Origin of the sequence: Campylobacter canadensis, from assembly GCF_013177655.1 — a bacterium.
In the GTDB taxonomy this organism is placed as follows: domain Bacteria; phylum Campylobacterota; class Campylobacteria; order Campylobacterales; family Campylobacteraceae; genus Campylobacter_E; species Campylobacter_E canadensis.
On the sequence record NZ_CP035946.1, the window covers coordinates 1,180,126 to 1,203,915 of the forward strand.

15 protein-coding genes, 1 tRNA gene and 2 pseudogenes are annotated in these 23,790 nt (G+C 26.8%); 13 read left to right on the forward strand and 5 right to left on the reverse strand.

Features of this window, described 5'->3' with window-relative positions:
- Positions 1 to 11 precede the first annotated feature (11 nt).
- Genes CCANL266_RS05650 through cysD form a run of 3 tightly spaced genes read right to left on the reverse strand, consistent with a single transcriptional unit; the run spans position 12 to position 3,903 of the window.
- Entirely contained in the window at positions 12 to 1,721 is a 1,710-nt protein-coding gene (locus CCANL266_RS05650; RefSeq protein WP_172232628.1) for an SLC13 family permease, read from the reverse strand.
- Positions 1,718 to 3,013, reverse strand: coding sequence for a sulfate adenylyltransferase subunit 1 (locus tag CCANL266_RS05655; protein ID WP_172232631.1), 1,296 nt, complete (start codon positions 3,011 to 3,013; stop codon positions 1,718 to 1,720). The genes CCANL266_RS05650 and CCANL266_RS05655 overlap by 4 nt, the downstream gene beginning before the upstream one ends.
- The gene (gene cysD / locus CCANL266_RS05660) at positions 3,013 to 3,903 is read right to left on the reverse strand and encodes a sulfate adenylyltransferase subunit CysD (RefSeq protein WP_172232634.1); all 891 of its coding nucleotides are present in this window, start codon (positions 3,901 to 3,903) and stop codon (positions 3,013 to 3,015) included. The genes CCANL266_RS05655 and cysD overlap by 1 nt, the downstream gene beginning before the upstream one ends.
- Positions 3,904 to 3,985: 82 nt before the next feature.
- Here cysD and CCANL266_RS05665 point away from each other — a divergent pair, with 82 nt between their 5' ends.
- The 12 genes from CCANL266_RS05665 (at position 3,986) to CCANL266_RS05720 (ending at position 21,903) form a co-directional block, all read left to right on the forward strand.
- Positions 3,986 to 4,696 (forward strand): RICIN domain-containing protein, encoded by a 711-nt coding sequence (locus CCANL266_RS05665; protein WP_172232637.1) that lies wholly within the window; start codon positions 3,986 to 3,988, stop codon positions 4,694 to 4,696.
- Between the two features lie 9 nt (positions 4,697 to 4,705).
- Positions 4,706 to 5,512 (forward strand): cytolethal distending toxin subunit B family protein, encoded by an 807-nt coding sequence (locus CCANL266_RS05670; protein WP_172232640.1) that lies wholly within the window; start codon positions 4,706 to 4,708, stop codon positions 5,510 to 5,512.
- Between the two features lie 9 nt (positions 5,513 to 5,521).
- On the forward strand, positions 5,522 to 6,076 hold the full coding sequence (locus CCANL266_RS05675) for an RICIN domain-containing protein (protein WP_172232645.1): 555 nt from the start codon (positions 5,522 to 5,524) through the stop codon (positions 6,074 to 6,076).
- A gap of 8 nt (positions 6,077 to 6,084) precedes the next feature.
- Positions 6,085 to 7,389, forward strand: coding sequence for a 30S ribosomal protein S12 methylthiotransferase RimO (rimO, locus tag CCANL266_RS05680; protein WP_172232648.1), 1,305 nt, complete (start codon positions 6,085 to 6,087; stop codon positions 7,387 to 7,389).
- The gene (tilS, locus tag CCANL266_RS05685) at positions 7,379 to 8,311 is read left to right on the forward strand and encodes a tRNA lysidine(34) synthetase TilS (RefSeq protein WP_224316244.1); all 933 of its coding nucleotides are present in this window, start codon (positions 7,379 to 7,381) and stop codon (positions 8,309 to 8,311) included. The genes rimO and tilS overlap by 11 nt, the downstream gene beginning before the upstream one ends.
- A 78-nt stretch (positions 8,312 to 8,389) precedes the next feature.
- Positions 8,390 to 13,627 (forward strand): hypothetical protein, encoded by a 5,238-nt coding sequence (locus tag CCANL266_RS05690; protein WP_172232651.1) that lies wholly within the window; start codon positions 8,390 to 8,392, stop codon positions 13,625 to 13,627.
- Between the two features lie 76 nt (positions 13,628 to 13,703).
- A tRNA-Val gene (locus CCANL266_RS05695) sits at positions 13,704 to 13,778 on the forward strand.
- A 19-nt stretch (positions 13,779 to 13,797) separates the two neighbouring features.
- Positions 13,798 to 15,120: a porin family protein gene (locus CCANL266_RS05700; protein ID WP_172232654.1), complete on the forward strand. Its 1,323-nt coding sequence runs from the start codon at positions 13,798 to 13,800 to the stop codon at positions 15,118 to 15,120.
- An 11-nt stretch (positions 15,121 to 15,131) separates the two neighbouring features.
- The gene (locus CCANL266_RS05705; RefSeq protein ID WP_172232657.1) at positions 15,132 to 17,852 is read left to right on the forward strand and encodes a FecR family protein; all 2,721 of its coding nucleotides are present in this window, start codon (positions 15,132 to 15,134) and stop codon (positions 17,850 to 17,852) included.
- A gap of 23 nt (positions 17,853 to 17,875) precedes the next feature.
- Positions 17,876 to 18,295, forward strand: a complete 420-nt coding sequence (locus CCANL266_RS05710; RefSeq protein ID WP_172232660.1) for a FecR family protein — start codon at positions 17,876 to 17,878, stop codon at positions 18,293 to 18,295.
- Between the two features lie 566 nt (positions 18,296 to 18,861).
- The gene (locus CCANL266_RS05715) at positions 18,862 to 20,007 is read left to right on the forward strand and encodes a hypothetical protein (protein WP_172232663.1); all 1,146 of its coding nucleotides are present in this window, start codon (positions 18,862 to 18,864) and stop codon (positions 20,005 to 20,007) included.
- 21 nt (positions 20,008 to 20,028) lie between these two features.
- Positions 20,029 to 21,903 carry a DUF1561 family protein gene (locus CCANL266_RS05720; protein ID WP_172232666.1) on the forward strand — a complete coding sequence of 625 codons (1,875 nt, stop codon included), beginning with the start codon at positions 20,029 to 20,031 and terminating at the stop codon, positions 21,901 to 21,903.
- A gap of 14 nt (positions 21,904 to 21,917) precedes the next feature.
- Here CCANL266_RS05720 and CCANL266_RS05725 read toward each other — a convergent pair whose 3' ends face one another.
- Positions 21,918 to 22,616: a hypothetical protein gene (locus CCANL266_RS05725; protein WP_172232669.1), complete on the reverse strand. Its 699-nt coding sequence runs from the start codon at positions 22,614 to 22,616 to the stop codon at positions 21,918 to 21,920.
- A 406-nt stretch (positions 22,617 to 23,022) separates the two neighbouring features.
- Between CCANL266_RS05725 and CCANL266_RS05730 the strand changes: the two are divergent.
- Positions 23,023 to 23,314, forward strand: a pseudogene (locus CCANL266_RS05730) (Rossmann-fold NAD(P)-binding domain-containing protein); the annotation flags it as partial.
- Positions 23,315 to 23,360: 46 nt separating this feature from the next.
- Here the strand turns inward: CCANL266_RS05730 and CCANL266_RS09580 are convergent.
- Positions 23,361 to 23,644, reverse strand: a pseudogene (locus tag CCANL266_RS09580) (SAM-dependent DNA methyltransferase); the annotation flags it as partial.
- Between the last annotated feature and the right edge of the window lie 146 nt (positions 23,645 to 23,790).

Genomic DNA, 23,790 nt, shown 5'->3' on the forward strand with positions numbered 1-23,790 from the left:
TTGATCCTAAATTAAAATTTAAATACCATAGGTGTAACTATAAGTACAACTAAAGAATATGCAATAGATGCAATCCAGCCTATTTTTACAAAGTCCATAAATTTATAATTACCAGCTGAACTTACCATCAAATTTGTTTGATAACCAAAAGGAGTCATAAAAGATGCACTAGCAGCATAAGCAACTATAAAAATAAAAGGATAAGGGCTAAGCCCTAAAGAAAGTGCGCTGCTGTATGCTATTGGAAAACTTAGTGCTGCTGCTGCATTGTTTGTAATTAGTTCTGTTAATAACAAAGTCATTAAATAAACCCCAACTAAGGCACCATAATTTCCAAAAACTCCAAAGGTATTTACTATTAAATTAGCAAAATCAGCTGCAACCCCACTACTGATTAAAACCCTAGTAATTGCAAGCGATGAGCCGATTATAATTATAATATCTAAAGGAATTCTCCTTCTTATTTCATCAATATTTATATATTTAGCACCTATGTAAAACATAAGTAAAAGCAAAAGCCCTTTTACAATATCAATACAATTAAAAACATTCAATAAAATCACGCTTACAAAAGAAGATAAAATGATAAAACTTTGTTTTGTATTGAATTTTGGATTGTACATTTTTGAAATGATATGAAAATTCTTACCTTTATTATCTCTACTTGCAAAATCACTTCCAACGCTTAAAATCAAACTATCTCCTGCGCAAATTACACATTCACCTATTTTTTTAATGCTTTCATTTGCTCTTTTATAACAAATAATAGCAGCATCAAATTTCGCTCTAAAGCTAACTTCTTTAACGCTTTTACCGATTAAACTTGATTGATTTGAAATTACTACTTCTACTAAATTCAACTTATTTAATTCAACATTTTCACATAATTTTAAGCCATTAAAATTTGATAATATGCTTATGTATTGTATATCTCCACTAAAAATTAACTCATCATCTTCTAAAATAATTTCATCATTTGATACTGGAGAAATTATTCTATTTTTTCTTTTAATTTCTACTAAAAATAAATATTGCAATTGCTTTAATTTATTTTCTTTTACGCTTTTATTTATTAAGCTACTACCGCTTACAACCTTAGTATTAATTATATAATCTTTAATCTCATCAAAATCATTCTTATAATCAGGCAATAAAAATGAAAAAAACATAAGCACAACTGTTATTGCAATACAAATTCCAAGCCCAACAATAAAAAAATCAAACATTTTTAAACTCTCAAGCTTGTTTTCAATAACAAAGGAATTAACAACCATATTTGTAGAAGTTCCAATAAGGGTTAAAGTCCCTCCAGCTAAGGCAAAAAAACTTAAAGGCATAAGTAGTTTTGAAGCTGAATGAAATTTATTTTGTTTTATTACCCCCATTAAACTTGCAACTACTGCAGTGTTATTTAAAAAAGCTGAAAAAAAGCAAGAAATTAAACCAAGCTTTAAAATAGACAATTTATAACTTTTAGAAAAAATCTTTTTTGAACAATAATCAATAAAAGATGTTTTTTCAATGGCAATAGAAGCCACCATTAACAAAACAAGGGTTATTAAAGCACTATTTGTAAATCCAATAAAATACTCTTTATAATCAATATATCCTATTAAAAAATAAAAAATTCCAACAAGTGCAAATAAAATATGCGGCTTATGTTTATTATAAATTAATAAGCCTAAAAGTAACAAAATGCTAATAATTACAATTATCTTCATATACTTATACAACCCCATTCAGGATAATTTTCTCTAATAAATTTATTTAAGGCTTTTTCTTCTTTTGTATATTGTCTTTTTTCTTCTATATCTTGCTTTAATTGTTCTAAAATCATACCACAAGCTATTGTTTTATTGCTATATTTATCAATTAAAATAAAAGCACCTAATTTATTATTTTTTTTATATTCTTTACAAAGCAATTCTTTATCAAGGCTTATTTCACAACACAAAATATCATTTAACTTCACGCTATCACAATGGCTTTGTTTTAATGTGCAAATATCAATTTTATAATTTACCTTAGTAATTTTTGCATTTATTGTTTGATTTGCCAATTTTAAAAGCACTTCATTTTTAATATCAATATCACTAAAGCAAATAACATCAGCTAATACTTTTTTACTTAAAAAAAGCTTATCTTCGTTTTTGCAAAGTATATTTCCTCTACTAATATCAACTTCTTTATTAGTAGATATAGCAATTTGCTCTAATGCTTTTGCCCTACTTACATTTTTAAAATCATAAATAATATCTTTTATATTTACTTTTTGTTTTGAAGGTAAAACAACAAGTTCTTCGTTTTTTTCTAAACTACCGCTTAAAACCTGTCCTAGATAAAATCTTTTATCATCTACTTTATTTACATACTGTACCGAAAAATAAAACTCATCATCAGAATTTTTAACTTCAATGCTTTTTAATCTTTGTAATAAGGCTAAGTCTTTAAAATAAGCAGTATTTTTACTATTATTTACAATATTATCTCCTAATTTTGCACTAATTGGAATAAAATAATAATTACTTTGCTTATTTGCAATTTCTTTAAGATAATCATCTTTAATTTTATTAAAAACATTTTCATCATAATTAATTAAATCAATCTTATTAACAGCAACAATAATTTCTTTTATTCCAAGCAAAGCACATATATAGCTATGTCTTTTTGTTTGCATACTAAGACCCTTTGTTGCATCAATTAAAATTATTGCTATTTGTGCATTACTCGCTGCTGTAACCATATTTGCAGTATATTGCTCGTGTCCTGGACAGTCTGCAATTATAAATTTTTTATTTTCATAATTAAAATATCTATAAGCAACATCTATTGTAATGCCCTGCTTTCTTTCATCTTCTAAACCATCTACTAAATTGGCAAAATTTATCTCTTCATCTGTAATATCTTTTAGCTCGTTTTCATAAATAGCACCGCATTCATAAAGCATTCTTCCTATAAGAGTTGATTTTCCATCATCAACACTACCGCAAGTAATAAATCTTGAAATATCCATTAAAAATAACCTTCCATTTTCTTAGCTTCCATACTTGAATTAGCATCGCTATCAATTAACCTACCTTGTCTTTCACTAAATTTGGTAGCTTTTAATTCATTAATGATATCTAAAACGCAACTAGCCTCCGATTCTATTGCCCCAGTTAGCGGATAACAACCTAAGGTTCTAAATCTAACCTTTTTTTTATAAGCATTTTTTACTATTTCTTTTGGCGTTCTTTCATCTTCTACTAAAATCATAGCACCTTTATAATCACTTACTAATCTTTCTTTAGCAAAATACAAATCAACAATTTGTATATTTTCACTAAGAATATACTCCCAAATATCAAGCTCAGTCCAATTGCTAAGTGGAAAAACTCTCATTGACTCATTTTCATTTATTCTTGTATTAAATACATCCCATAATTCAGGTCTTTGATTTTTTACATCCCAAGCGTGTTCTTTGTTTCTAAAAGAAAATATTCTTTCTTTAGCACGAGACTTTTCTTCATCTCTTCTAGCACCACCAAAAACAGCATCAAATTTATATAAATCTAAACACTGCTTTAAAGCTTGTGTTTTCATAATGTCAGTGTGCATTTTAGAACCGTGTATAAAAGGATTAATATTAATTTCATCACCCTTTTGATTGTGATAAATAATCATAGAATGCTCTTTAGCAACCTTGTCCCTAAAATCATACATTTGCTTAAATTTCCACAAAGTATCAACATGCACTAAAGAAATTGGAATTTTATTAGGATAAAAAGCCTTTTTTATTAAGTGTAACAATACAGTAGAATCTTTACCTATTGAATAAAGCATAGCAGGATTTTTAAAAGCTGCTATCGTTTCTCTTATAATATAAATACTTTCATTTTCTAAATATCTTAAATATTCTTTCATTTTTTAACCTTAGAATTTTAATTAAATTTTTATATTAATAAGATATTCTTAACAAATAAATTTTATTTTTAAGGATTTAGTTTTGAAAAAAAGTACTTTGCTTATAAGCGTATTTTGCATATTAACTTTTGTATCTTGTGCAAGTAAAAACACGATTAATAAAGAAAATTTTTTGCTTGATACTCAAATTGTAGATAATCAAGATATATTAAAAATCGGTTTAAACCCAAGTCCTCCAACTAAAGAGCAAAAAGATTTAAAGCCATTTGCTGGACCAAATTTATCAAAATTTTTAGCAAAGCCAACACTAAACGCAGCTAATTCATCAAAAAAAGAAGACATATCTGATATGGTTGCCATTATGAGCTCTAATGCTGGAGTATTAACTATTTGGGCTACTAATCCTGGAAACTGGATTTGGGGCTATCCTGCAAGAGATTCTCGCCCTTTTAAAGGTGCTAGAATTTGGCAAATTATAACACTTAGCGATGGTAGTGTGATGTTTAAAAATTATCAACATAAAACCTGCATAAGTGCTTATAATAACGGTATTATCCATCTTCCTTGCAATGAGCAATCGCCTTCACAAAAATGGACTTTAATTAGATTTTCCAATCAAGCTTGGCAAATTAAAAATGTAGCAAAACAAAGCTGTTTGCAAACACCAACATTTAGACACACTATCTTTTATAGCATTTTTTTAACCAAGTGTGCAAGCTCTAAAAACCTTGACCAACAATGGTATATAACAGCTCCGCTTATTTCAACTAAGCCTATTTTTGTATTAAATTAAAGGATAAGAATGAAAAAATTATTTTTATTATTAATAAGTATTTTAGCCTTTGCTAAGGTTGATGATTTTAATGTAGCAACTTGGAATTTGCAAGGCTCATCTGCCGCAACTGAAAGTAAATGGAATGTGAGTGTTAGACAGTTAATTAGCGGGGATAATCCTGCAGATATTTTAATGGTGCAAGAAGCAGGCTCTTTACCATCTTCTGCAAGAAGAACAGGAAGAGTTGTGCAACCTGGCGGAACACCTGTTGAAGAATTTATTTGGGAGCTTGGTACTAGCACAAGACCAAGAACCGTATTTATCTACTACGCTCCTCTTGATGTTGGTGCTAGAAGGGTAAATCTTGCTATTGTTTCAAATCAAAGAGCGGATGAAGTTTTAGTTGTGCATCAAAGTTCAATAATGTCTGAAAATGCAAGACCTGCTTTAGGAATTCGCATAGGAAATGATTATTTTTTTAATATACACGCTTTAGCAAATGGTGGAGCTGATGCAAACGCCTTAGTTAGCGCTATACACGATAGTGTACCTATGGGTAGTAATTTTTTAATAGCAGGAGATTTTAATAGAGAGCCTGCTGATTTGCAAAGTGGTATGGATAGAAGAATTCAAAGCGATGTAAATATCATCTCTCCAAGAACACCAACTCATGCAAGTGCAAGTGGAAATCATAGAATTTTAGATTATGCCATAGCAGGTATTAATCAAGCTGGTACAACGAGTTTGCCAACTTTATTAGCGCTTTTAATTAGTGCTGGAGTTCGCTCATACTTAGCAAGCGACCATTTCCCTGTGCATTTTAAGAAATTTTAAGGATATAAAATGAAAAAAATATTTCTAGCTTTAATATTCATTAATACTTGTTTATTTTCACAAACACTACCTGAAGATTTAGAAGATTTTACCGCTACTTTTTCACTGCGTTCTGCATTTAATGGAGACCTTTTAGGAATTAGCGAAAAAAATCTTAATTTAAAATTAAGACAAATTGAATTAAGCGATGAATTAGCAAAAATTGACCCTTTAAGCAAATTATTTAAATTAGGCTTAGTGCAATTTACAAGCGCTAATTATGATGATTTGTGCCTTGCAATCTTTCCTGATGGTAACTTTGGTGGAAAATCTTGCAAAGATGATTTAGAAAATAAATCTTATGAAACTTTATTTTCAATAATCCCTACTAATGTTGGTTCTGTGCAAATTCGCTCTTTGGTTTTAAATAAAGATGAGTGTATAAGCGTTTTTGATAACCCAAGACTACCTTCAGGGCAAGGATTTGGCTTAAATGCTTGTGATTTTGATAGGTTATTTGATATTGATTTAAGAAATTTATTTTTAATATTGCCACCACTTCAAGAAGCTGATGTTTTAAATTAAGGAAAAAAATGAAATTATTTTTACAAAGTTTAGGGTGTAATAAAAATCTAGTTGATAGTGAAATTATGCTAGGCAGTTTAAGCGAGTACGAGCTTTGCGATGAAGTTAGCGAAGCTGATGTGCTTATTGTAAATACTTGCGGTTTTATAAAAAGCGCAAAAGTTGAAAGCATTAATGCTATTTTAAATTTACATGAACAAAGAAAAAAAGATTCTTTATTAGTTGTAACAGGTTGTTTAATGCAAAGATACAAAGATGAGCTAGTAAAGGAATTACCTGAAGTTGATTTATTTGCTGGGGTTAGCGAATATGAAAAAATTGATGAATTAATAGCAAAAAAGCAAAATAAATTCAGCGATAATGTTTATTTACAAAATGCAAATTCTAAAAGAGTAATCACAGGTTCATTATCACACGCATACATAAAAATAGCAGAAGGCTGTAATCAAAGCTGCTCTTTTTGTGCTATTCCTAGCTTTAAAGGTAAGCTAAAATCAAGAGATATAAGTGATATAGCAAAAGAAGTAAAAATGCTTACTGATAAAGGATATTACGATTTTTCTTTTATCGCACAAGATACTAGCTCTTATTTAAAAGATAAAAATATAAGCGACGGTTTAGAAAAATTAATAGATGAAATAGAAAAAATAAAGGGAGTAAAAGCAGCTAGAATTTTATATCTTTATCCAAGTTCTCTAAAAAAATCTTTAATTGAAAAAATTAAAAATTCTAAAGTTTTTGTTAATTATTTTGATATGCCTCTTCAACACGCAAGTAACAAAATATTAAAATCAATGAAAAGGGGCTATGATATTAAAAAAGCTAAGGAATTTCTTGATTTAATGAAGAGTGATGATAGCTTTTTAAGAACAGGCTTTATTGTTGGCTACCCTGAAGAAAGCGAAGAAGATTTTAATGAACTTTGTGAATTTATAAAAAATGAACCTTTTGATAGAATTAGTGTTTTTGCTTATTCTAAAGAAGAAGATACCGCAGCTTATAATTTAGAGCAAATAAAAGCAAGTATTATTAATAAAAGATTAAGAATAATTGAAAAAATAGTAAATGATAAAATAAATCAAAGCTTTAAAAAACTAGAAGGTAAAACAATTCTTGCAAGTTGCACTGGTCAAAGTAGCGAAGGAGAATTCTTTATTGGGGCTAAGCCTTTATTGTTTGATAGAGATATTGATGGGGAAATTTTAATCAATGAAAGTGATTTTACTCTAAAAGCAGGAGATTTATTTTATTGTGAAATAACACAAGTAAAAGGGCAAAACATCATTGCAAAGGCACTTAAACTTGCAGATTGATTTTATTGATGAATTAAAAAATAAAAACAATCTTTTAGCCTTTTCTTACGGTAGTGATAGCACTGCATTATTTTATATTCTAGAGCAAAATAAAATTCATTTTGACCTTGCCTTAGTTAATTACAAATTAAGAAAAAGTGCTGATTTAGAAGAGCAATCAGCACAAATACTAGCACAAAAATACAATAAAAAAATACACATAAAACATTTTAAAGGTGTTTTTAGTGAGCAAAGGGCAAAAGATTTTAGGTATGATTTTTTTGATAATTTAATGAAAGATTATGATAATTTAATAATAGCACATAACCTAAATGATAAATTTGAATGGTTTTTAATGCAGCTTAGTAAAGGTGCTGGACTTTGCAATCTAATTGATTTTACAAGCAACAAAACAAAAAATCACTACAAAATAATAAAGCCATTAATTAATGTTACAAAAGAAGAAATAATTACTTTTTTAAAAGATAACAATATTTTTTATTTTAATGATGAAAGTAATTTTGATAAAAAATATAAAAGAAATGAAATTAGACTTGATTTTTCCAATGAATTTATTAAGCGTTACTCAAGTGGAGTAAGAAAAAGCTTTGAATTTTTAGAAGAAGACAATAAAGAATTATTGGGCAGTACAATAGAATTTAAAAAAGCCCTAGTTTGCACTACTTTTAACGGTGTATTAAAGGCTGTTAAAAAATTTTCTTATCTTTTAAGTCTAAAGCAAATAATAGAAATTAAACAAGAATTAAATAAAAATAAACAAATTCAAATAAATACAGGTAAAGAAAAAAACATTTGCATTTGCTTGTGGGGTAATCATTTTTATGTATTTTTAAAAGAAGATATCAAACTTACAAAAAAGCAAAAAGACAAAGCTAGATTATTAAAACTTCCACCACTTTTAAGGGCTATATATTTTTCATAAATTGCACCAAAGTGCAAACAGTATTTAATAAAAGTTACTTTAATTACAACATAAATTACTTTTTTTAAGGGGGACAAAATGTCTATAAGTGCAAAAGTTAAAAACCTAGTTGGCGAAGCTAAAGTTATAAATAACGATGGCGAAAGAATTTTAAACAATGGCGATGAGCTTATTTTAGGAGATTTAGTTCAATCACTAGATGCAAATTCAAGCTTAGATTTAGAATTAACAAATGGAAAAATCATTCACCTTGCAGGAAAAGAAGTTGTAAAACTTGATTCAAGTGTTTTAAATGATGAAAATCTTTCAGATGTAAGCGAAATTGATGATAAAATTAATGCAGTTTTATCAAATATCTTAGCAAATAACGAAATTCCACAAGAATTAGATGCAACTGCAGCAGGTGATAATGCTGTTTTAGGTGCAGGAGCTAGTTTAAGCCAAAGCGAATTTTTACAATCAGGTAGCGAAAGCAAGGTTAGTGCTGATGTAAATAGCATAAATGCACAAAACATAGCAACAACTAACGCAGCAAATAGCGTAAATACAATTGCAATTAATACAACAAATGCTGTTAATAATGTTGCAAACGAAGGTAATATCAATAACGATAATGCTAACAACGCTAACGAAGATAATACAAATAATGGCACTACCGATAACGGTAACCAAGATAATAATGAAGGTAATGCAGGAAACGAAGGTAATACCGATAACGGAAATACTGAAAACGGTGGCAATACTAATAACGGTAACACTGAAAATGGTGGCAATGCTGATAACGGTAATACTGAAAACAGTGGCAATACTGATAACGGTAGCGATACTGATAACGGTAGCAACACTGAAAATGGTAGCGAAAATAATGGCAACAACACTGAAAACGGTGGCAATACTGAAAACGGTAACAATGAAAATGGCGATAACACTAATAACGGCGGTAACAACAACGACAATACTGAAAAACCAGCTGCAAATATTGATTTAATTAAAAAAGATGGTAGTGTAGCTACAAGTGAAGAAATATTAAAAGATACTGAATATACAGTTAAAATTGAAAATTTAGAAGCAAATAAAACTTATATAGTTGAAATTTATGATATTAGTAATGATAGCAATACCACAACTACAAGAACAATAGAAATTACAACTGATGAAAATGGTGTTGGTTATAAAACTATTGGAAAAGAAAATATTTTAAATATTGACAATTTAGATAATGGTACAATAAGCTTTACAGTAAAAGATAAAGCAACAAATGAAACTATTATTGAAAAAACTTACAACATTGATACAGTTGCTCCAGAAATTCAAATTGAAAATTGCGAGCTTAACAATACACAACCAGCAACAGTAAATGCTGATTTAAATATTAAAAATGCTGATAAGGTTTATTTAGTTAAAGAAGATGGAACTAAGATTGAATTAATTTCATCTGCAACAGAAAATAAAACTTATAATGTAAGTTTTGAATATTCTGAAAATGCAAAAATTATAGCTGTTGATAAAGCAGGAAATGAAAGCAGTGTAAGTGTTGATGAATATTTAAATGCAAATAATCAAGTAGAAGAAAGCCCAGAATATTCATTTATAATAGTTGATAATGTTACAGGAGAAAAAGTTGTTAGTGAAAAAGCTACAAATCATCTTGATTACAGTGTTAAGGTTGTTGGTGCTAAAGCTAATGAAAAATTAACTATTGACATTGCTTATATTGATGAAAACAACCAAATTAAGTCAGTTAAAGTTGAAAATGTAGTTGCTAATGAAAAAGGCGAAGCAAATCTAAATATCGATTTTAGTAAAATTCAAGCAGGTAAATTTGAAGCAGGTCATTTTGAAGGAAATAATTTTGTTGTTAAAGTTAGTGGAGAAACAAGTGGTAGTGCAAATGAATTTGAACACGATTTACAACAAACAATAACAATTGATAATATTTTCAATATGAATTTAGTTAAATTTGAAAGTAATGCTGATTCAAGTACTAAATTTGATTTTTATTTTGATGAAAAAACAACAGCAAATATTATTGACAAAGATGGCAATGTAACTCAAATGGTATTTGAAAAAGGAACACATACTATTGAAATTGCTGATATTAATAATGCTCATATTGACTTTTTTGATAAAGCAGGTAATGAAAAAAGCTATAGCCTAGCTAATGAAGTTAATAACTATTTTGGTATTTATGATGAAAATGGTAATTTAGCAAATGGTAGTTTAAATGCTCAAAATTACACATTTAAAGGTAAAGCTTATCCAAACGAAACTTACAAAATTCACTTAAATGCACAAGATACAACAACAGGTAAATGGACAGAATTTACAAAAGAAGTTAAAGCTGATGCAAAAGGTTATTACGAATTAACAATAGACTTTAAAAAAGACTTCCCAGGTTTTGATGGAGATAAGGCTAATATTAAAATTGACTTTACAGGAAATGATTTAGCTAGCGAACTTCATAAGTCATTTGGTATTGATACAACTGCTCCACAAATTAAAATTGATAGCTATGAAAGCAATGAAGATAATAGCTTTAATTTAATAGTTGATATTAAAGGTAAGGCTGAAAAAGTTGTAGCGATTTTACCAAGTGGAAAAGAAGTTGAATTAACTTATCAAATAATTGATACAAAAAATGGACAAGCAGAAAAATATGTAGCTAATAATATTAGTCCTTTTGAAGAAGGTATTAAAATCATTGCTACAGATAAAGTTGGAAATAAAAGTGAAATCAGCTTAGATGATTTTATTGCTAGTCAAAATCCAAGCGAAGATGTAACACCACCACACCACGAAGAAATCCACGATGGAATTTACGCTTCAAAAATTACTGATTACAACACAGGTAAAGAAATCCACGATACAACAAATAGCAATAATATTACTATCGTTGGTGGTGGTGCAAAAGCAGGAAGTACAATTAGCATTGTTATTAAGTATCCAAATGGTGGAGAAGATGTAACTTATACTTGGCCACAAAGCTTATTTAAAGCAGATAAAGATGGTAACTTTAAATTAGATATTAAAATCTCTCCAGAGCAAGGAAATTATAAAATTTACTTATTTGATGGAAAAATTACAACAGGCGAAGGTTTAACATCTTTAAAACCACAAGTAAGCTTTACTTATGATAAAAATTATACAGAAAGCAATACTCAAGAACAACCTAATAATCCTGATGATATTGTTGATACTAAACCAGAAAATAAACCAGAAGATACTCCAAGTAATGACGCTCAAACAGCAGATTTTAATCATATTAAAATTGATAGCATTACTTATGTTAATGGCGAAGCTTTATCTAATGAAAACAACTCAATGGTATGGCAAATTCACGCAAGTGGAGCTACTCCAAATCATGCTGTTGCTATGAAGATAATTGCTCCAAATGGTAAAGAAGTTTATTGGGGATATGGCGGAGTTATACCACCAATTGTAGCTGATAAAGATGGTAACTTTACTTATAACTTAAAGCTTTATGATGTAAATAATCCTGTATTAAGCGGAGAATATAAAATATCTTTTGTTGATATTCATACTAATACAAATTATGTAGATGATTTTAATGATTCTATTACATTTACAGAAAACTTTGTATCAAACAACGCTCAAGCAGATACAGAATATGCAATAAATAACGATTCACATTCAACTAAGATTGATGAAATCATCAATAATAATGATGGTACTTACACAATCAAAGGACACGGAGCTAATAAAGATGGACTAACCTATGTTAGTATAAATGGAGAAAGCCTAATTGATACAGCTAAAAATAAACATTATTTTGATGCAGATAATAATGGCAATTTCTCATACACAGTTAAATTAAATCCAGGCGATACAATAGTATTATTAAACCCTGATGAAACATTAAATTTCAACACTCAAGCTAGAATTCCAGGCGATGCTAGTGTAGATAACTCACATACAGCAATTAATTCTTATGTTTATGATATTGTAAGCTTTAGTGCAAATAATCAAATCTTAGGCAAAGAAACTAATTCAACCTTTATTGAAGTAAATTGCAAATCAAACGGAGTAAATGGCTTTGCAACTTTATGGGTAAAATATCCAAACGGAGATATTTATTCACTAAATTCAACAGGGGAAATAAATAGCGATGGTTCGTTTAAATTCTATGTTGATTTTGCAACTCTTTATGGAACAAATGAAAATCATTCAACAATAAAAGATGGCAAATATGAATTTGCAGCAGTTAAAAATGGTTATGTTCCAAGTGATGCTGACTTTAAAGGTACAATTATCTTTAATGAACATTATGAAGCAAGTAATACAAATGCTGATTCAAACGGCTTTTACAATGATGGACATATCGTTAAACTTGATAAAATTGAAAACATTAGCGAAGATGCAGTTTATAAAACAATTAAACTTGCAGGACACGGCGGAAGAGATGGAGAATTTGTATGGGTAATGATTGAGCATCCAAACGGACATAAAGATTATATTCCTGATATGTCAGCTCATAAACAATACACAGAAGCAAGAGCTGATGGTAGCTGGGATATTACTTTAAAATTACCTAAAGATGGAACTTATAAGTTCTACTTATTTAATAACGACCAAGCAATGAGCCATGAAACAAATGATTATCATGCAAGCATTGATTTAAAACCTGTTTTAGGCAATGAATTTAACAACGATGCACAATATGGTGTAAAACTAGATGAAATGATAAACAATAATGGCGAAATCATTCTAAAAGGACACGGAGCAAAAGCTTACGATAATGTTTATATTCAAATTAAACATCCTGATGGAAAACTTGATAGTATTGATGATATTTTACATAATAAACACTATGTAGAATCAAATCAAGATGGTAGCTGGCAAACTACAATTAAGCTAAGTACTGATGGTAAATATGAGTTTTATTTATATAATTCTAATGAAGAACTAAGCCATAAAACAAGCCACGCTTCAACAGAAGTAACAGGCGTTAGCACTGTAATTAGCGAAATTGATGTTATTCAATATACCGATGGTTCAACTTCGCAAGAACACGCACAAGATAACTCTAAGCAAATTGATGTTATTCAATACACTGATGGAACACACAATAAAGAAGGTATTTCATTAAATAAAGTAGCTAATATTAGCCTAGCAAGTGAAGAAAGCAAACCAAGCTTAGACAAAGATGACTTACTTGATAGCGCTAAAGATTTATTTGGTGCTAAGATAGCTCCTGCAAGTAGCCATAGCGATGATAGTGTAAGCATTGCAAACTTTGATACAAACAAAGAATTGCATAATCTTAATGATGAATTAAGCAAGCATAATCACTTCTAATCTTTAAGCCTATTAGAAAATCTAATAGGCTTTTTTCAAATTACTTTTAGCTTTTCTTTATATAATTAACCTTTTAGATTCTGTAACTCAGTGGTAGAGTGTTACCTTGACATGGTAAAAGTCGTTGGTTCAAGTCCAATCAGAATCACCATTATTTTACAAGGGGAGCAATGAGAAAATATTTATTAACAATTTTATCTTTATCAACAGTATTATTTGCAAATAATCAAGAGTTAGTAAATCAAACAATGCAAGCTTATAAAGCTAGAGATTGGAAAAATACTTATTATTTTGCTGAACAAATTTGTAAAATTGATTGCTCTGGTGTGGATTTAAACCTAATTATTGGTCAAAGTGCAACTCAACTAGGCTTAAACGATGAAGCTTTAGCTGCCTTTGATAGAGTTTTAATTTATGATGAAAACAACATTGAAGCACAATTGCAAAGTGCTTTAATATATAAAAATACTTCAAATATTATGCTTTTACAAGCACAAATTGAAAGCTTGATTAAACAAGAACATAATTTAAACGATAATCAAAAAAGAGCTTTATATATATTAACTCAAGAATTAAGAAAAATGAAATATGAAAAAGACACCTATGGTCTATATGCTAGTATTAGTGCTGGAGTTAATTATGATAAAAATCCTAAAAAAGGAAACAATAATGTAATAAAATTAAGCCATTTTTTTGGTAATTTACTTATACAAAATTCTCAAGAAAAAGCAGCATCAAGTTATATAGCAAATTTTAATATTGGTTATCTAAAAAATTTAAATGATAGTTATAATATTGATTTAAATGTTAATTACTATCATAAAAAATATTTTAAACCAGAAAGACAAAATTATTCTAACTTAGATGTAGCTACTGTATCTTTAAGTAATACTTTTACATTAAATGAAGATTTAAACTTTAATATTTTAAGCTCTTATGATTATTCAAAATTATTAAGAAAAAAATATTTATCATCTTTGTATTTTGATGCAAGTTTAAGCTATAATATAAAATCAAATTTTATTTTATCTCTTGGCTCTAGCTATCAAAAAGCTGATTTTTTAAGAGATGATTTAAAAGATGATAATTATAAACATATAAGTTTTTATGGTTTAGCAAGGTATTATTTTAGCACATCATATTATTATCTAAAATTAGCTTATGATATTGAAAAAGCAAAAGAAATATCACAAAGCTTAAATTCAGATTATAAAGAATATCAAGCAAGTCTTGGTGCGTATTATCTTTTACTAGAAGATAGTGCTTTTAAATTAGATTTTACTTACTATAAAGATTTATATAAAAAATATTCAGCAGCCTTTGATAGTAAAAGAAAAGATGATGTTTATAAAATATCAAGCACTACTGAATTTACATATTCAAAACACATAAGTGTGCAGCTTGATTTAGCTTACCAAATACAAAAATCAAATCAAGCCTTGTATTCTTATGAAAATTATTTAATGAGTTTAATTTATAGATATAAATTCTAAAGGAGTCAAAAATGAAAAGGCTTTTGTTGTTAGTGTTTTTTGTAATAAGCGCTTTTGCTAATGTTGGAAAAGTTATCGCAATAAAAGGCGATGCTAGTGCAAATTCTGCTAATGGTGTAAAAAGAATATTACAAATTAATAGTGAAATTTTTGAAAACGATATCATTATAACTGGTAAAAATGCAAAACTTCAAATTGTGTTTATTGACAATACCGTTACAACCATTGGTAAAAACACAACATTAAATGTAAAAGAATACTACATTGATGGTAAAAATTCTAAAGTGGAGCTTGAAGTTAATCAAGGTTCATTTAAGGTTATCACAGGGCAAATCTCAAAACTTGCAAGAGAGAATTTTAAACTTAGAGCAAAGACTGCTACTATTGGGATTCGTGGAACTGTATTTGTTGGAGAGGTTAGCGATAAATTAAATAAAGTTGCTTGTTTAAAGGGTGCAATTGATGTAAAAATAGGAAATGTAAGCAATAGAATTAATGCTGGAAAACAAATTTCTTATACAAATAAATATATTTCAAAAATTGAAAATGTAAAATTAGATGAATTTAGCGAATTTAAATCAGAAACTCAAAGTAAAACAGAGCAAGTAAAAGCAAAAGAAAACACTAAAGATAAAGAAAACGATACAAAACAAAATAATGAAAATAATGATACTGTAAAAGAAAATAATATCGAAGCAAAAGAAAGTACTAACAATCAAACAACACAAGAAATTATGGATAATACAAATTATAAAGAAAACAATGACACTTTACAAGCAAAAGACGGTGTAATAAACATTAATGCAAATCAAACTAACAACAACAATATAAATAATATTCCTAATTCTGATAACAAAAATACAATAAAAACAGATGTTTTAGAAAATAAACAAAGTGAGAACATTGATAATATTCATGATAAAATATCAAATGTTGCTATTAATGATGATAGTATAAAAGAAGATGCTTTAACTAAACCTTATATACCAAGCACACCAAAACCAGTAGTTCCAAAACCACAAGCTCCTAAAGAAAAATTAAAAGACAATAATTATTATTCAAATAATCTTGCGGTACTTAATTTAAACCTTGAAAAAAATCCTGTTGTAAGCATTTTTAATAATTATAAAAAATTAATCATTGATTTTAAAAATAACACTTTAACTGAAGAAGCAATAATTAATGAGAATGGTAAGGAAAAAATTGCAAGTTATAAATATGCAATTGGAAATTTTGCTTTTAATGAGACAAATAAAAATTATGTAATTGATGCAAGTTCATTGGTGGATAATTCAACTCATACAAACAATGCAAACAATAAAATAACAATATCAATTAATGCTGATAAAAATAACTTCACATTAAAAGCTGATAATTTAACCTTATTTACAGAACTTAATGGAAAAAATATAGATTTTAAGAGCAACTCATCAAGTAATTTTCAAAAAATTAATGATAATTATGATAAAAAAACAGATAAATTCAACAAAGGTAAATTTTATTATGTAAATGATGAAAGTAATGCTACTTCAGGTTTTAATGTAAATTTAGAAAAAGATACTTTTACTTATTTTAATGGTAATTTAATACTTGATTATAGTAATAAAGGTTATTTGAAAAAATATCTTTTCCAAAAAAATGGTTATATGAAAAACCCAATAGCAATCAACGAATATATGCCTGTAAACATAACAAAAAGTAAAGATGCTGATGGAAATAATGTATTTTTTCTTGTTGAAGATTACTATTTAAAAGATGGTATAAATAACAATATAATTATTACATTTAATGAAAATTCTGCAAATGTTCAAGGTAATTTGCAACACGCTTTATATTACCTAAATGGTAGAGATATTTTAGTAGATAATAAAAATGGTGATAAATTCACATCACTTTTACAAAATTATGGCTACAATGCGGAAAAATCTTTTGAAAAAGCAAAGGCTAATTTGATTGATAAAATAAACGCAAATTCAAAGCTAAAAGCAAGTTATTATAAATCAGAACACGGTGTTTTAAAAATTGACCCTAGTACTTACAAATTCACATATTACACAATTGATGCTAGTAAAGAATATGTTGTAAGCTATAGTTATTACACTACTTTAAATGCAAAAGATAATTATAAAGATATAAATATAGTAATTTATAATTTCGGTAAAATAACAGATAATAATCAACAAAATAACGAATATGTGCATAATGCTATTAGAGCTGATGATAGCACAGCTTTATTTAATCTTGAAAACGAAAAGTATAAAGATAATAAATTGGTTATTAGCGATGAAAAAGAGTTTAATAAAATTGCAGAATCTTTTGAAAGAAAGCATTATGAACAATTAAAGAATTTAATAGAACTAAGCTCTAATGATGGTGGTTATGTAAAATTAGAAGCTAATAAAGATGCTTTTTATATGAAGGCTCCAAGCAAAAACGATGTAAATAAAAACTTAGAATTAAACATTAAAAGACAAAACAACACAATCTACAGAAATGCAAAATATGATAAATTAAGCATAAAAGATAGTATTAATTTAGATAAGCAATTTAAAAATAATATTGATATTGCTGACAAAAAATTTGAATATAAATACAAAGATAAAGATATCTCTTTTGAAGTTGAAAATATCAATAAATCTTTTAATAATTACAATGTAGATGCTAGTGTTAATTTTGGAAATACAAAGGTGGAAAATAATGATAAAAACTATCAACTATATTATAAAAAATAAATAATTTAATTTTAGGGGTGTAAATGAAAAAAATTGTTTTGTTACTTAGTCTAATTAATTTAATGTTTGCTAGCGTTGCTAATATTAGTGCCATTAAAGGAGATGCTTATAGAATTGATACTGCAGCTAACAAACATAAACTTCAATTAAATTCAGTAATTTTTGAAGATGATACTATTATCACAACTTCAAACTCAAGATTACAATTAATTTTTCAAGATAATACAATTGTAACCTTAGGTAAAAACTCAATTTTAAACATAAAAGATTACATAATTAATGGTAAAAATTCTAAAGTTAATTTAGAGGTAAAACAAGGTTCTTTTAAGGTGATTACTGGTCAAATTTCTAAACTTGCAAGAGAGAATTTTACCTTAAAAGCACATACTGCTACAATAGGATTAGAGGTACAGTTTTTATTGGAGAAATCAGTAATAAATTAAATAAAATAGCCTGTATCAAAGAGGCAATTGATGTAAAAATTGCAAATACAACTAATAGAATAAATGCAGGAAAACAAATAACATATTCAAATATTAATGATATTAAAATAGATAAAATAAAACTAGATGACTTTAATGAATTTTCAAAAGACAATCCAATTTCTAAAGATACAAGCAATATTGCAGGTTTAAAAGCTCAAGAAGGCGAATATAATCTACATAGTACAAAAATAGCAGAAAATAATAACATTGAATTTAAAGACATAAAAGAAATAAATGCCAATTTAGAAGATAATTTAATCAAGCAAGAAGAAATAATAAAAGATATTGTTTTTGTAACAAGTGAAAGCTCTTTAAAAGCAAACAATGCCTATTATTATAAAAATAGCGATGGAACTTATTTAAAATTTGTTACTGATAAAGATTCTAAAATTAATAAAGTTACTATTTTTTCAAAAAGTAACGATGAATACTTTACAAAAGAGTATGATTTTAATAAAAATAGCTTTGAGAATGTAAATTATAAAAATGATATTTTAAATAGTGTTTATAATGGCGCTAGTATTTTGCAAAATATAAATAGCAACTTTATTTTTTCTTCTTTTTTATTTTCAGAAAAAAATAACAATGAATTAATTTATAATAATGATTATTTAGAATTAAACGAAGAAAAATTTCAACTAATTAGCGAAGATGAATTTACGCAAATGAAAGATAAGTATGAGCAAGGTATAAGAAATTTTTATATTAAAAACCCACAAGCATTTACAAAAAACGATTTTAATTCTACATTTTATTACAATGGTAATTTTAAACAAGCAATTTTTGATGGCAATACTCAAATGAGTGCTAAGCTAGAATTAAATAAAAATAAATTAAGCATATATAAAAAATACAATGCCGCTTTTCTTGGAGATAAAAATAATAAATATTTTAAAGATGTTTTATACTTTGGACAAGATTATTATAGTTTAAGTAGATTTTATTTAAGAAATTATGCAGATGATAACTATAATACTTACGCAAAATTAGAAAGTAGAGAATATAGCATTAAATCAATTAAAACATATATGAATGAACAAGGTAAATATGTTATATCTTTGCTTGTAAATAATCAAGCAGAAGGAAAAAATAACTACGATATAATAGTAGATAAAGATAAGTTATTTTACAATAACACAATTTACAATTTTGAAACTTACGATAAAACGCAAAATATTAGCCTTGAACTTTCAAAAGATTCAAATGAATTTTATGAATTAAAAAAAGAATGGGATAATATGATAGCAAATACAGATAAAATAAGTAATAAAGATTTTTATTATGCAAATAGTAATAGCGCTTTAGAATTAAACTTAGATAAAGATAAATTAAATTACATTTACAATGATAACACAGGCGCTTATAAGCTAGAATTAAAATCAAATAAAGAAGCAAACATTAAATATTACGACCTTGCACTGAACAAAAAAGCAAGTGAAAGCAAGAATATAAAACTAAACAAAGATAACGATAAAATAAACATTAAAGCAAATAATTTAATTTTTGACGCAAACAAACACGATAGTAATATAAAAATAAATACTTCTTATGTTAAATTTCAAGATGGAAAAAGTTTTAATATAGAAAATGAAATACTAGACAAAGTAAATTCGCAAAGATTTGACAAACAAAATAATAGTTTTAATCAAAACTACAATAAACTTAAATAAAACAAAAAAAAGGAGGATGAGATGAAAAAGATATTATTTTTATTTTATCTTAGCCTGTATTGTTTTTGTATGGATAACATAAACACACATTTAGTTAATAAAGATACAAAAGTACAAGTAAAATTATATAACAATTCTAAATTTTGTCTTGATTATAAAGTTATTGATAATGATATTTTTGCTGTTTTAAAAAGATGCAATAATGTAAGCACAATTGCAAGATACGATATTTTTAAAAGAATAGCATTAAAAGTAAAAAACGAATGGCTGTGTTTATCATTGAGAAAAGATATCTTAGAAAACAAGGATTTAAATGATTTTATAGTACTTAGGCCTTGTGTTTTAAATGATAAAACTCAATGGTTTGATTTTAAAGAAGATGGGGAATTTTCTTTTCTTGCATATCCAACAATAAAAATAAAAGAACATAAAACTCATTTAATCGCAAGTAAAAATAATTTTGCAAATGCTTTTAAATTAGATTTAGACCTTATGAAAGAATGGCGAACAACTCTTAGTACTCCAATAAATTATGATATAAAAACCTTTATTGCATTTAGAATTCAAGATGGCAAAAAAATAACCACATTTTATAAAACTCCAAATTCATACAGTAGTAAAAAATACTTTTTTTACTATGACGCTGTTAATTCTTACATAAAAGATTATTCTCCTTCAAGAGGAATTTTTACTTGTTTAAGCTCAAATCTACAAAATAAAACTCATTCTTATATTAGTTTTAAAAAATGTCCTACCAAAAAAGACCAACTTGATAGTGCTTATTTTAATTTTGATTTATTTAGCTTTGCAATTTTTGATGCACAAGATAACATTTTAGATGTAACAAGAGCAAAAGATAGAGGTAAATTTTTTGTTATAAATAAAGATGAAATTGCTAACAGTGGTTTATATAGCATTAATGAAAGTGCAAAATTTTACTTTAGTTCTGCAATGTATGATTTACAAAATTTCATTGCAAGAAACAAAAGTTTTCAAGCTCAAACTTGTCCAAATATTGATAAAAAACGAATTAAAAGAGAATTAAACGAGCATAGTTTAGCTAATTTTGACCCAAGTAAAGGCGGTTATAGAAGAAGGTTATATGATATTGTTACTTCAAGTGATTCTCAAGATGTTTATACTGGCATTTGCGGATATTGCTTATTGCAAAGCTTTGAAATATTTGCTATTTTAAATCAGTATTACCCAAACGAGCTTGAGCATAGTTTAAATGGTTATTTTTTTGATTATGCAATGCATAGCAATCCTTTAGCTTCTTTAGCGCTTAGAAGCCCTAGTATTAATAATGTGTTATTTTTTGCCTTAAATTATTGGGGTAATTCTTTATATTCAAACGAGCCACTTTATCTTAGAGCTTTACGCTCTGTAGAAGCATTGATGAGAATTATCCTACCTCATCACCAGTGGAATTTATATGATGCTGTTTTTACTCAAGATGCAATAAATGATGAACTAGATTATATTTTACAATCAAATCCTGGCTCTGTATTTTTAGCCTTGCTTGATACTTCTACGCAAAGTGATTTTAGAGGGCACGCTCTACCTTTAATTAGAACCAACGCAGGGGTAATTGTTATACCTACTAATGTTGAAAATATGACTTTTACAGACTTTTCTACCTTTATTCAACCTGTAAATAATCGCAGCGACTTGCTTAATAGGCTAAGCACATTGAATTCTTACGATATTACAGGTCTTGCATTAATTCAAATGGGTTCTTTAATAGTAAATCCTTTAGAAGATTTACTATCTCAAAATTCATGCGAAGGAAGAGCAAATAATAGAAGAGGCAATGGGCAAGGACTAAATGTAAATAATGCAAATGCTTGTAATATGCAGCATTGTTCATTAATGGAATGGGAGCAAAGCAACTAAAAAGCTAAATATAATTATAAATATCTTTTTAAATCATCTTTATATTTGCTTTCTAGTTTAAGATACAAATCATTGAATTCTTTTTTAAATTCATCTACTTGCCAAGCTTTTAAAAAATTATTTTCTTTAAAAAATCTTTTTTTATCTTTAATATTATTTAAATTAAAATCTAATCCATAAATATTTTTAAAATAAATGTTAAGATATTTATGCAAAAGTTCTAAACTCATAAATATAAAAATCATAACAGCTTCATTTAATATTAAAACAATATTATTTTCAAATTGCTTTTGTAAATTCAAAAAATTACCTTTAACTAAAGAGCAAGGATGATAAAAATTAGAAGTATAAAACATATCATATAAACTTAAAAATTCAAAGCCAAGATAATCCGCATTTAAATTAGTTTTTGCATAAAAAGGATATAATTTACAAGCTAATGGGCGTATCTTGCATAAACCTTTTTTATTACATTTTGCAAAAATAATTGTTATTTTTTTACCACAATTTAATAAAAAATCCATATTATAATCTGCTTTTAAATCACTTTTATCTTTTAAAAACTCATATTCGCTTTTAAGCATAGGAATTATACAATCTTCATCTTTGTTACTATTACAACAATGTCCTTTACAATCTAATTTATAACAATTTTTAAAATATATTAATTCTATATTTAATAATTTTTCATAAAACATATTATCTAACCACAACTTATTATAAAATACTTATTGATAAAAATATATAACATTATAGCTAGAAATATTTTTTAAAACAAAAAAAACCTTTTTTAAAAGTATAAAAATTATTTTTAAAACTAACCAGTGTTAAGCTAATTCTCATAATATTTTTATACATTCTGTTGTTATTTTTCATTATTAACTTAAAAATTATCAAAAAATTAATATTTTTTACCAAGTTTTATTAATTTTTAACATTTTTTACACCCAAAAACTCATTTTGTTTTTAAACTCTAAAAAATTTATATTAAGTAAAACAAAAAATAAAGTAAATAATTTAAATAATAATTAAAATCTGCTATTTAAAAATATACTACTATTAAATAGAACTTTTTGAACTTATTTTTAAAGAACTGATAGATTTTGTTATTAATACCAAAAAAAGCATATAGAATGCTTAAGTGTAATTTTACAAGCAAGGCTAAATTATTTGTTGTAAGGGGTGCTAGAAGTTTGTATATAAATATGCCTGATTTTCCTAAAGAGTATTTAATATAGCTAAAGCAAGTGCTAAAGTATTGGAAATTTTATGAAAAGGCTTTAAATGGGTATATGTAAGCCCATCTGCTATTTTTTGAACTTCCAAAAAGCAATCATTATAAAATCATAAGCAAAAATTTGAAGTAAATGCCAACAATGAAAGCAAAATCAGCTACAGTGATTATGCTAGTAAGACATAGTGCTTAATTTAAAAACACAGGCATTGGGGTAATAAGCCTATAAATAAAGATGCCTTATAATTTTAAGGCAATCTTTTATTTCTTTTAAATGCTTATTTTTGAAGTTTTAAATTTTCTTCTAAAGAATTTAAAATCTCTTCACTAGTTCTTAGGATTTTTTCTTCTTTTACATTTGGATTTTTAGCACTTAAATCATAATTTCTTTCTTCAAGCTCTTTTTTGCTAACAAGCCAAGAATTAGCAGTGATTTTTTTCTTTGTAGCATTTTAGAAATTCCTTAAAATGTGCGTATTCTAAAGGCTTGTTTTTAGTAAGCTTGTAAGTAAATAAAATATGATTAAAAAGATATTTTATTTAACTGTGACTAAAAAGTATTTAAAAAAAATTAGAAGTAAAATTTCGTAATTTTTATAGTTTTTATCATATTAAGAATTATCATAATTTTTATAAGAAGCAAGATAGAAAAA